Source organism: Eudoraea chungangensis (assembly GCF_029360665.1).
GTDB classification, from domain to species: Bacteria; Bacteroidota; Bacteroidia; order Flavobacteriales; family Flavobacteriaceae; genus Eudoraea; species Eudoraea chungangensis.
In genome coordinates, this window is sequence record NZ_JARDUB010000006.1 from 62,696 (window position 1) to 75,009 (window position 12,314).

Annotated in this window: 10 protein-coding genes; 1 reads left to right on the forward strand and 9 read right to left on the reverse strand. The window is 36.9% G+C overall.

What is annotated here, in order from left to right; translation table 11 throughout:
• Positions 1-4: 4 nt before the first annotated feature.
• The 9 genes from PXG98_RS13130 to PXG98_RS13170 all read right to left on the reverse strand — a co-directional run bounded on the left by PXG98_RS13130 (position 5) and on the right by PXG98_RS13170 (position 11,775).
• Positions 5-2,578 (reverse strand): M1 family metallopeptidase, encoded by a 2,574-nt coding sequence (locus PXG98_RS13130; protein ID WP_276391782.1) that lies wholly within the window; start codon positions 2,576-2,578, stop codon positions 5-7.
• A gap of 83 nt (positions 2,579-2,661) precedes the next feature.
• On the reverse strand, positions 2,662-4,311 hold the full coding sequence (locus PXG98_RS13135) for a glycoside hydrolase family 30 protein (protein WP_276391783.1): 1,650 nt from the start codon (positions 4,309-4,311) through the stop codon (positions 2,662-2,664).
• A gap of 316 nt (positions 4,312-4,627) precedes the next feature.
• Positions 4,628-5,608 carry a SphA family protein gene (locus PXG98_RS13140; protein WP_276391785.1) on the reverse strand — a complete coding sequence of 327 codons (981 nt, stop codon included), beginning with the start codon at positions 5,606-5,608 and terminating at the stop codon, positions 4,628-4,630.
• A gap of 376 nt (positions 5,609-5,984) precedes the next feature.
• On the reverse strand, positions 5,985-6,983 hold the full coding sequence (locus PXG98_RS13145) for an acyl-CoA thioester hydrolase/BAAT C-terminal domain-containing protein (protein WP_276391786.1): 999 nt from the start codon (positions 6,981-6,983) through the stop codon (positions 5,985-5,987).
• 25 nt (positions 6,984-7,008) lie between these two features.
• Positions 7,009-7,467, reverse strand: coding sequence for a nuclear transport factor 2 family protein (locus PXG98_RS13150; RefSeq protein ID WP_276391788.1), 459 nt, complete (start codon positions 7,465-7,467; stop codon positions 7,009-7,011).
• Positions 7,468-7,969: 502 nt separating this feature from the next.
• Positions 7,970-8,893 carry an LLM class oxidoreductase gene (locus PXG98_RS13155; protein ID WP_276391791.1) on the reverse strand — a complete coding sequence of 308 codons (924 nt, stop codon included), beginning with the start codon at positions 8,891-8,893 and terminating at the stop codon, positions 7,970-7,972.
• Positions 8,894-9,691, reverse strand: a complete 798-nt coding sequence (locus PXG98_RS13160; protein WP_276391792.1) for an SDR family NAD(P)-dependent oxidoreductase — start codon at positions 9,689-9,691, stop codon at positions 8,894-8,896.
• Between the two features lie 23 nt (positions 9,692-9,714).
• Positions 9,715-10,782, reverse strand: coding sequence for a bestrophin family protein (locus PXG98_RS13165; RefSeq protein WP_276391795.1), 1,068 nt, complete (start codon positions 10,780-10,782; stop codon positions 9,715-9,717).
• A gap of 3 nt (positions 10,783-10,785) precedes the next feature.
• On the reverse strand, positions 10,786-11,775 hold the full coding sequence (locus PXG98_RS13170; RefSeq protein WP_276391796.1) for a zinc-dependent alcohol dehydrogenase family protein: 990 nt from the start codon (positions 11,773-11,775) through the stop codon (positions 10,786-10,788).
• Positions 11,776-11,872: 97 nt separating this feature from the next.
• Here PXG98_RS13170 and PXG98_RS13175 point away from each other — a divergent pair, with 97 nt between their 5' ends.
• Positions 11,873-12,229, forward strand: coding sequence for a winged helix-turn-helix transcriptional regulator (locus tag PXG98_RS13175; RefSeq protein WP_276391797.1), 357 nt, complete (start codon positions 11,873-11,875; stop codon positions 12,227-12,229).
• The last annotated feature ends 85 nt before the right edge of the window (positions 12,230-12,314 follow it).

Sequence of the window (12,314 nt, forward strand, 5' to 3'; positions counted from 1 at the left end):
CCTGTTATTCTGTGCCTACAGGCTTTGATTTCTGGTGTAGTCTAAACAAGTCGTCCGTGGCCTGTAAAACTTTTAATCTCAGTTGGGGATTCAGATCTGGATTTGCGTCTAAAAATTCCCTAACCATGCTATAAGCCGCATAGGACGAATACAGCCCAACAGTATTATTTAGCCACCCTTTGGGAAAAAATATATCCCCGGTTTGCTGAATTTCTTCTAAAAGAGTAAGACTAAGTTCTAGGGATTCTACAGCTGATTTTTGTCTTAGGGGATGGTGTATATAGTAGGAGGCGGCTAAAACCCAATTCTCTTTCTCTCGCATCTCCTTATTCTTAAAGGACGTAAAATAACTATTCCTGATATCCTCCTCAGGCGATAACGCTGGTAATAGGAAATTAAATCGTTTAAGTTTGTTAGAATCCTTTATGGCCGTCCTTGCTTCTTGCAGTATGTCTTTAGCTTTTTCATGCTCGTATAGAACTAAATACATCGCAATTCTAGTTTGGTCGTCTTGGTTTAATAGTAAGTCGCTAATGGTTAAATCTTTATGCCAAATCTCATACAATTTGCCTTTTGCTATTCCTGTATAAGCAAGGGACAAATAAGTGTTAAACAATGTTTTTTTTATACTTGCCTTTTCTTGGGCTATAAGCCTTGAAAACAGAATATTCTCTATTTTATTTAGTCGTTCTTCACGTTCCTTCTCGCTTAAATACATCCAAAACAAATGCTCAAATTGATCGGCTAGTAAAGATAGAACTAACTCATTTTTCTCTACCACTAGGCCCTGCTCAAATATGTTGAGGCTTTTGTCTATAGATATTTTACCGTTAAGTGCCTTTTCGTAGGCATTGAGGTATATGGCTGCTCTAGAAATTTCATCTTTAATATTCGGTACTGATTCCATGGCTTCCTTGCTTAAGGGAAATGTTCCATATCCTATTCCAGTACTATTGTACACTATGACATCTGGTTTTGTTAAGCCTTCTGCTTCCAAAATTCTATTTTTATTATCAGTTAGCCCAACCTCAATTATTTGCGTGGTATCTGGGTATATAAGGGAGATACTAAAGAGCTGTGGCCAAATATTTCCTGATTTATCTTCTGCCTGCTGCTCTATAAAAAACGACTTTATCTTATTTGCTTCGTCATAAAGAATTTCTGCCGTAATGGTAGGGCGTCCGGAAGAATTGACCCATACATTGCTCCATTCTATCAGGTCTATTTCTGTTTTTTTATTCAAAATACTTATGAGATCGTTCCAGTTGGCATTATCATTTTGGTATGAATGGATATATTCTTTGATTCCTTCTCGAAAATTATTTTCACCTACAAGGGCTTCTAACTGCCCCATCATAATGGGTGCTTTATGGTAGATTATACTTCCATAAAGGGATCCTGCATTGTTTAGATTATCCAGTTTTTGTCGGATAGGATTAGCTCCTTTACTGCGATCTACGGTATAGGCGGCAGGGTAGTGGTCTATAAAAAAGGAAAGCTTATGATTTACACTTTTAAATTCCGGGTTTACAATTTTGTCTGCCATAAAATTTGCAAACACTTCTTTTAACCAGACATCGTTAAACCATTTCATGGTTACCAGATTCCCAAACCACATATGGGCCGTTTCGTGGGCTATAAGCTTAGCGCGGCCCAGTTTTTGGTTTAGTGTGGCGCTTTCACCAAGAAACAAAAGGGATTGTCGGTATTGAACTGCTCCGGTATGTTCCATGCCCCCATACGGATGACTGTATATAGCTGCATAGTCTAATTTCATAAAAGGAAAGTCACGGCCCGTATAGTCCTCTAAATAATTTACCGCTTGCTGGTGTAGATTAAATATTTTGGAGGTACTTAATTGTATTTTACCACTGTCTTTTTCTTGATGATATATAGACATTGGTAATGGGGTAGCTTTTGATTCTACCACATCAAATTTTCCGGCAACAAAGGAAAATAGATAAGTGCTCATTTTATCAGATTCCTTATATCGATATTCTATAAAGTCTCCTTTTTCTATGCTATCGGTTTGTGGAGAGCCACATAGAACCTTCCAATTTTTCGGAGCGGTTATATTTAGTTGGTACGACGCCTTTATATCTGGCTGATCAAAACAGGGGAATAAGGTTCTGGCCCGGTCCGGAACTAGCAGGGTATACAGATAGTCGTCATTTCTATTTAGGGCCATTTCTCCCGCAATAAATTCTATTTCAATCTTGTTATTTCCTAAAACAAGGCTTTCCGCCGGAATTATCAAATGCTCTTTATCAAACTTAAGCGGAAGCTTTTTACCGTTTACCATAGAGACTTCTGGTATTCTTTGATCCGATTTAAAGTCGAGTACCAGAGCTTGGTCTAAGTCATGTATTTTTAGTTCTAATAGGAGTTTAGCGGTGATAGAATCTTCTTTCGCCTCTGGAATATTAAAGGAAAGATGGTATTGTACATTTGAAACTTGATTTTTACGGGAGATGGCCAATTCCTTTGACACCCCTTCTACTAATACCAAAGAAGGTTTTACCTTTTTGTCACAACAAACAATTATTAGAAGGGTTAGATACAGGAGAATTCTTTTCATACACTTTTATAAATGATTTCCAAATACTGATAAAAGCAACTATTTTGATAGTGCTTAATCCATCGAAACCTATATTATACTCCCTAATTGTTTCCTTGCTTAGGTTTTAAATGGATGGTCTGCATTGCCCTGGGTGCAATCTGGGATGTATAGGTATCGGCTTCTAAGTCTAGGGATAATAAATAGGCTTCGTCGTTTTTGTTAAAAACAACAAGCGCGATAGAACCATCGGGATTTTTGGCGGCTGTATAGATTAATCCTTCTGTTTTTGCTCCTTTCAAGTCAATTCTGTGAGCCCCAGGACGAATAAATTTACTAAAGTGACTCAATAAATAATAGAGCGGCGTATAAATAACCTCATCAGTATGGGGGTTGATCAGTACTGGGGCACTATTAAAATTATCATAAGGATTTGGTTGCCCCTCGTTACTGAGAATACTACACCACTCCACGTACCCCTGAGTACCGTGATTTAGATCAGAAATTACATCGTAGGCATAGGTTTCAAAAGGAATAAATGTACCAGCATAGTCGGTACTTTCTCTCCAATACTGCCCAATAGGGTCATCCGCATCAATATCTATACTCGATTCGGAATGAATTATCCCCTTTCCGGGCCAAGTTTCACGTAACTTATCTAATTCTTCTGTATAATAATTATTGTCCTCCAACTCAGAATTAGCATACCAGTGAAAAGCAGTTCCCCAGGCATATTTGGAAGCCTCAGGGTCTTGGAACGTGGGTGTAACATAGTCGATCATGGTTGACTTGTTATGATCGTAGATCAATACACGTAATCCCGCATCCAAATCCTCAAGTTTAAGGTGGCCATCTTTTACAAGCTGAGGTCCAAGATGATCTCTTAAAAAGTCTCGCCCTTGTTCTGGTGATAATCCATTGCTATCCCAGCGAGCATCATGAGAATGCAGTGGCTCGTTCTGAGGGGTAATTGCCCATAGATTTATTCCCTTTTCGGCATAAGCACTTACATATTTTGATAAGTAATTAGCCCATAAGCCATAATATTCTGGGAGAAGACTTCCATTGGTCATGGTAGCTGTTTCACCTGATTTCATCCAGGAAGGAGGACTCCAAGGTGACGCAATGATTTTAAAGTCTGCACCCGGAATGCTCGATGCCTCTAAAATCATCGGGATGAGGTCGTAAGTGGGCTCTATAAGTTCTATTCCGCGCACCTGATCGTTTTCATCGCCAGTAAAGCCTTTCATATCTTCATGTATACTGAAAGAAGATAGATCATTATCGCCTTCTTCCATATAGGTATAGTGGTTATTGGAATAATCACTACTATTTATATGCGTTCGTGTGAGAGAGAATCCAGCACCTTCTGTTGGACTAAAGAGACTGGTAAGGACCTTTTTACGGGTAGCCTCGGGAACAGTGGCGAGATTCCAGGCAGAGGATTCAGTAAATGAAGCCCCGAAACCGTAATACTTTTGAAATTCTTCCTGCGGAAATAGTTGTAAACTTACTTTTTTGACTTCAGAAGACTCTTCTTGTTCTTCCTCATTCGACAATAATTTGAGATTATCCCCAGCATAGGAGGTTTGATAAATTTCGGCCATGAAAGCCTTCTCGCGAGTTTTAGGTGAACAGCTCACTATCAAAATGGATATAACCATAAATGGTAGCCAACTAGCGCTTAGGGTTTTTGACTTATTTGGACTAAAGTTCACTTCATCACTATAATTTCTAAGGGTAAATTTCTTCATAATAGTTTATTAATTCTCTAAGGCTTTAGGGAACCTACTAAAAGGTTGGTGGTTAATGAATGCTGAATTTAATAAATACAATCTAAAAAAAGAAAATCACCGGTGGTTCATTTTGACTAAGCAGAGTTTTATAAAGCTGCCATGAAAAGGTCTGAATTGGAATATATAGGTAAACATTTAGTGAGCTGATAGCTCTTTTTAATGTCCTATATAGGTTTGTGCGCCAATAAACAACTAATAAAAAGGATTAACCTTAAGAAAGACTAAACATTTAAAATCTTTTTTTTATAGTATTCGAGAAAGTAAAATGTCTCAGTCAATTTTTTTTTTTGAGTAAGTTGGTCGTTATAAGAAGCTCTATTTGGAAGATGTTCGCTCTAAAGTGCTGATTGTTGTTATAGGTTGTACCGTATTTTGCCTGTAAATAAAATACATTTGGTTTAATCCAATAGCCAAGACCTGCGCTTACAAGACTCATTTGATCTTTTATGGTGGTATCCCAATACACATCGGCACCTGAATCTTTTCCTATTTGCCAGGCGTGTCCTCCTTGTATGGTAATTTCGATTCGATCTGATAGGTATTGGCTAATCCCATATTCTAGTATAAGACGACTACCGGGTCTAACTTCAGCATCTTTAATTAAACTATGCCATTCATAGGTAGGCAATATCAGAATAGCGGTAGTCTTTTCTGGTTTGGGATAGAAATAAAAAGCCGCCTGAACGCTATGGGACCAGTATCCAAGGCCTACATTATCATCAGAGCCAGATTCGTATCTACCGGTAGGAGCTATAAATAAATATCCAGCGGTTAGGTCAAACTTTTCCTGGCTCCAGGACAACATTATAGGAGATACAGTTAAATCACCAAAGCCTGAAGCACCTCCATTAATTGTATTACCACTGGTTATTTGCCCAAGTCCAACTCCCAAACCAGCTGTTGCATAATTTGGAGATATAATAAAAAGATATTGGGCTTCTCCTAGAAAGTCTAACTTGGGAGAGGCATATACGAGCATCAATGAATTGATATATCCTGAAATATTCACATTAAATGGAATATTCCCTATGGCATTCACTTTATTTCCTTCCTGATCAAAATAACTATCCGAATTCAGGAATATGTTGTAATCCAGAAAAAACAATCCATCTACACCAGGGTTTACATAGTCTCTTACTCCCATTATCCCAGGAACGTAGCCACCTGAGAGTACAGGTGATAAATCAGGTACTTCTTGAGAAACTGCCATCATAAAAATGAAAAGGCAGCCGACTGAATTAAGTGTTTTCAGCATATCCACAAGTTAATACTTCTTTTTTTGAGGATAATTTCTCCTATGGCATAGAGGAGATATTTAGTGAATTGTCCATTGGACAAAAGCTTTTGTCTTAGCCGTCTAAAGAAATTGATCATGATATTCATTTTTAGTTTCAAACAGTAGTATTATGAACGTCAAAGCTAAATAGTTATCCAGTCTATTAATGATCGTAATATGGTTGAAATAAGTATTTTTAGGAATATACTAATTGTTTACGATATGCTGTCTATGACATCCTTTAATTCTGATTTTATTAAGCCTTATAAATAAAGGGATAAACCGTCGTAAGAGTCGTTTATTCTATTAAACCTTGAGGTAAGAAAATTATTCTCTTCAATAGAATTTTGGACTTCTATTTTAAATTATACGGAATTTTGGGTGGTATTTTTTTTAAGAATTCATATAGTCTCCGTTGTGCATCTTTCTTGGCTTTCCAATCTCCGTCTTTAGTTCCGCCGTATTCAAACATATATTCCTTTCCATCTACTATCATTATCCCAGTTCTTAAGACTGAATTTGCATCCGGATTAGTAGAAATTAGGTGCCCTGCGGCTTCATATTGAATATTCTGAAAACTGTATTGAAAATCATTTTCTTGTAGTCGCTGCTCTATCATATCTGCCATCAGAGCCGATGGCCAAACCAGATCGTCTTTGCCAGAAAAAAGCAGGATTGGCCCTTTAATATCTTCTACTTTTATGGCGGCTTTAGCCACATATTCCGTTTTTGCCAGTCCGCTTTTCCAATAGTCTATAGTTACTATTTTATTTGAATTTTCTCCAATAATTTTTTGCATTGGAACAAACGGAATAGCCACTCCTTGGTATTTCCAACTAGGTTTTAGTTCCTCTGAATTATAAGGTAAAACAGTATTAGACCATGTAACCGAACTGGGAGCATACGCTATAACGCCACCAACAAGTTCTGGAAAAACCGAGGCGATAAGCAAGGATAGTTCAGCATTTCTGGAAGCACCCATTACTACAATCCTTTTAGAGTCTACTTCTTTTTGTTTTGCCAACCACTTGATAGCATTGGCAAAATATTCTAGATTAATTTCTTCGGGTCGTTTTGGTAAACCTTGCACTAGCGCATAAGGGAGAGATAGGCCAACCAGGTCTTTTTTGGCAAATTCTTCTGCCCAATAATCTCCCCATTCCCCTCCGCCAACAAGAATTATTGCTGTATTTGGTTTGGTTACTTCTTTTGCAAAATAATTCCCAATTAATCCATTTTCATTAATTTGTCTAGACTTAACCCCATCAAATAAAAGTAAGTCTATTATTAAATAGGCGATAAAAAGAATTGTTGTTACTACAACTCCTAAGGCGTATTTTTTGATTTTTTTCATTTTACTAAAGTAGATTCTCTGCTTTTCATTGGTCGCAATCGTTCTTATTTATCGTGTAGGCTAAGCTTATTATCTTCCAATTATCATCAGTTTTAAAAAGCGTAAAAACATCTACTCCACAATGTGAGAATTTCTTCTCGACCCAAAACTCATAGGGGACCCATGCCATTGCAATACCCTTATGGATCTTAACGTCAAAGTCTTTTGCAATTTCCATTACATCGGGCATAGAATGCATACTTGGTAGATCTTCCTTTGAAAAACGAAAATCAATTTTGGCTGAACCAGCACTGTTATTTTTACGCCAGATTTGGGCATCGTCTAATATTGTTTGTTTCATTAGTAGGGAGTCTTTTTTTTCTAAGGAAGCAAAAAACGTATTAATTACCCGTACAATCTGTGTTTCTTCCACAGCTATTGAATTTTGTGCTGAGGCGTTTGAATTTAGTGCTATTACAAGGAGTAGGAAAAATAAGTTTTTCATTAGATAGGATATTTAGTATGTTTTGCTAGTTTCGTATAAATATAGCAGGATTCACTTGTTTTATTACAATGCTTTGCTCTAATTGGATATGTATTCTGAACTAAAGGGAAGTTCTGCTCCTCGGCCTCAAATGCCCCAGAAATGATCTGCCGGTATCCCCAACAGGAATTAATACCATTTTAAAGTGGACGAAATTACTCGGTATAATTGCTAAAAAGGGAAGTTAGTCTTAGGAAATTTGCTGATGCTTTGTGACATTGGTATTTTACTCTCATCTTTTCTATGCGACTTACCAAAAACTAGCATCATGAATGGAATTTATAGTAATTTGAAACAGATAGCACAGGCAATTATACTACACTAAAATTCGATAACTATCATGGCATAAAAATACCCGTTCGCTTAGAGTAAAGATTTACATCTAGGATATTTTGCCCGGTGTTACTTTTCTACATAAACCATATTAATTAAACCATGGTAAATCCAAATTCTTCCAATAAAGTCAGGCAAAATTAGGAACTACTTTTTCACCCAGTTCTTCGATTAATTCTTCAGCCGGTCTGGTACCATATTTTAAGTTTAGAATAACATGGTTAACCCCAAAAGACTCTAATAATTTCAGATGAGTATTTAGATAGTCTGTTCCCGACTTAAATCCAAGATGAATTGGCCTAGGTTCCTTTTTAGAATCTTCCGTTATATCAATATACAGCGATTGCATAAAAGGCTTCCATCCATGATTCTTTTTATTCAGTGCCTCACTCCATTGACCCATTACCAATTGAAGTGTTTTAAAATCTCTTGGATAGTATAGCCAACCGTCCGAATATTCAGCTATCCATTCCAAGGATTGACCGGAGTGTCCTGTAACCAGCATAGGTGTACTTTTGTTGTATTTGGGGAGTAAGTCGATAAGGCCATTGGTTTCACCATAGAATTTTGAACTGTAATTTGGGAAATCTCCTTGTAACTTTTTAATATAGAAAAAGCTGTCCCTAAACAATTCTGATTTATTCTTCAGTTGCTGATTGAAGACAGGGAATTCTAGTGGTCTGTCTCCCGAAGCCACCCCCAAAACCAGTCTGTCCTTTGAAAGAATTTGAAGACTGTTTAAAGATTTTGCCGTATGAACCGGATGTCGTAAGGGCAAAATGATACTACCGGTAGCCAAGGCGATATTCTTGGTCTGGTTCATAATATGCGTCATGTAAATCCAAGGATCATATAGTTGTCCTGCATCTCCAAAAGAAGGGTCGTTAAAAGGGACATCCCGAAACCAAAGTGCTTCAAAACCTAATTCTTCCGCTCGTTTAGCGAGATTTTCTTGATTTTCCATTTTGGCTATGGAACCACTATAAGCTTCTAATGGAAAGACCAGTCCTAAGGTTAATTTTCCTTTAGTAGCTATTTTACGAAAAACACTCATTTAACCATTTATTATTTTATCTGTCTCATTGATCAGCAGGGTAATTTTCTCTGAATCATAGGCATCTTTATGTGCTTTAGCAAATACACCTTTATCATTGTCAAAGTACTTCCCGCTACTCTCGTTATATTCCGCTAAAACGGCCAGATCGTATAAGATGTTCGTCCCTTTGTCTGCGGATGACCAATATTGACCGTATGCCTCCTGTACCATTTTTGTGTTTAGTAGTGATCCAGGATTGACGGCTATTATGTTTAAATAGGTTAATTTTTTAGCTAAATAGAAACTCCACATGGTTAAGGCCAATTTGCTTTGAGCATAAGCCTCGTGGGACGATAAAGTAACTTCTCCTTTTAATGCTTTTAGGGCAACGGTTGCCTGTGCTGCAGAGCTTAGATTAATTACTCTGGGCGATATACTTTTCTGAAGTAAGGGCAAGACCCCTTTTGTTAAAATATAAGGCGCGAAGTAATTAACTGCAAATCTGAGGTCTAATCCGTCCTTATTCCTGTCAGCACTACTATTAAACACCCCGGCATTGTTGATAAGGATATCAATTTTTGGTAGTTTCTGAACTAATTCCAGATACATCTTTTCAATACTCTGAAAGTCCGATAAATCCGAAACACAGGTTTCTAGTTTAGAATTGGCTGAAGAATCTTTTATGCTAGCTAAGGTATTTTGTAGTTTTTTATTATTTCGTCCATGGAGTATTATATGATGTCCGTCTTTCGCCAATTTGGTTGCAGTAAGTTTTCCGATACCATCGGTACTTCCAGTAATTAATATAGTTTTCATTTTATTACAAAAGATATTAAAACTTACATTTGAGAATCTTTGGATAAAGGATAGGGCTTTGGTATGTCTGATAGCTTATCATCAATCATTTCTCTAATATCTATCTCAATGCCTCTGCTCATTGTTGTTATTGGCACACCATTATTCATTCCCCCATCAAAAGGGTTTTCAGAGGTGTCACCAACTCGCTCCATGAGCATAAAAATCCAAGATATAATCATACTAAAGGGGATGGAAATCCATACAAAATTTTGTGTAATTGCATTAGAATAATTCTCTACAAGAACATTCCCAATACTCTCAAATTCATTCATCAGTCCAAAGGGGATAAGTATAATAAATATCCATACAAAGATGGTGTTCAAGGTTGCGAATTGTCTGGGATATGGAAAGTTTTTTATTCTTTCTGCTTTTCCCTGCAAGCTAAATAGCTCTTCAATACTATTTTTGAATTCCATATGTCTGAAATCTTCAATTAATCCATTTAATTTTAAGTTTTTAAAATGATTGGATTGTAGTTTTAAACAGGCTGTTTGTTTGTTTGTTTTGCTCAGAACTTCCTCGATTTCTGCATTTGATAAATAGGTTTTTAATTGATTTTCCAACGAATATTTATATTCGTCAACTTCAATACTTTTCATAAACTCTCTATCGGATTTATTATCAAAAGAAGACTCCCATGGCTTAGGTTCTCTTAAGGAATATCTCAGTGCGGTCATCCAACCTATATGCCTCATTATAATCTGTTTTCTAATTGTAGAGAGTTCTTCTTCCGTATATTCTTTGGTAGTGAATTCGTTGGTAATAAAATCATTAACCATAGTGGCTAGAGTTCTCGAAGTATTAACAATTCCACCATAAATTTTGCGTGCCTCCCATAATCGGTCATAGGCTGCATTGTTTTTAAATCCACTTATAAAGGCCAGGGCTGTACCAATTAGACCAATAGGTAGCCATGGTAATTGTAACCATTTCCAGTCGGCTAATTCATAAAAAATAACCGGGATTGTGGAGAGCATTAAGAAAATTAGAATATAACGTTTTGTCCAACTAATTACTGTGGTTAGGTGGTATTGTTTTCTGATATACATGGGCTATGAATTTTCAATAATCACTTTTCCCATAGCTTGTCCACTCTCCAATCGCGCATGTGCCTTTCCAGCTTCTTCCAGGGAAAATATTTGGCTGTCCAGTACTGGTCTTAGTCCACCTTCGTCTACTATACTTGCTATTTTTTTTAATATGTCACCATGATCTGCCCTTTTATAATTATGAAGCATTGGAATAAGCATAAAAACGACGTGTAATGAAAGACCTTTAAAATGGGCTAAGCTGAGGTTTAATTCACACAAGGAAACCGTGGTGGCAATATTTCCATTAAGGGCAGCAGCATTAAATGAGTTTATTAAGTTTCCCGCTCCAACAGAATCGTAAACAATTTCAAAACCAGCTCCATTGGTATATTTCTCAACGTAGGATTCTACAGATTCAGTTTTATAATTAATCGCTGTTGCTCCCAATTCTTCAATTAGAGCCATCTGTTTTACGCCTCCCCCCGTGGCAAATACCTTTGCTCCGAAGTATTTTGCCAATTGAAGCGCAATATGACCAACCCCACCAGATCCACCATGGACTAATACGTTTTTACCTGAGGAGATTCCAGCGCGCATTAGACCTTCATAAGCAGTAATACGAACTAAGGGTATTGCAGCGGCTTCAACCATTGAAATAGCTTTTGGTTTTTTGGCTATTAGTTTACTGTCTGCGGCAACATATTCTGCCAATGTACCTGGTAAATCTGCAAGACCACCGACACATCCATATACTTCATCACCAACAGAAAAGTTGACAACATCTTCACCAACAGATTCAATGGTTCCGGCGAAATCCATTCCCAGAATTGCAGGTTCTTCGGGGGATAAGGGTAGTTCCTTACCCATTTTTCTAATCATAGTGTCTACGGTATTTACACTAGATGCTGCTATTTTAATTAATACTTCTCCCGTTTTTAATTCAGGGACAGCTATTTCTTGCTTTTCAAAAACAGAGTTTTCTCCGAATTTAGTGATGATCATTGCTTTCATATCGACGATTAATTTTAAACTATAAAAAGTATAGTTGCAAAACTAAGTATAGTAAATTATCTTTGCAATAACGGTCAAAAATGATAGTATATACTTTATGGAATCGATATCATCTAAAAAATTACAATTTCGAGGTAAAGAATACCCCTGTTGCGCAAGCCTAACCATGGGAATTATTGGAGGCAAATGGAAAACAGTTATTCTTTTTCACCTAATAAACGAGAAATTACGGTATAACCAATTGAGAAAGCTAATGCCCTCAGTGACTGAAAGGACCTTGAGTTTGCAGTTAAAGGCATTGGAAGAGGATAAATTAATTAAGCGAAAAGTATACACTACGAAGCCCCCTTTAAAAGTAGAGTATTCTCTTACGGACTTTGGAAAAACATTAGTTCCGTTGATTCAATCAATTGCGGATTGGGGTGATTTAGTGGTTGAAAAATACGCCAATTAGTAGTTGCAATACTCTTCTGAGTATCTTATTTAGCTTTATTAAGCAAACACTTTTTTATGCTCCCTCTTGTGTTTCTAATAAACAA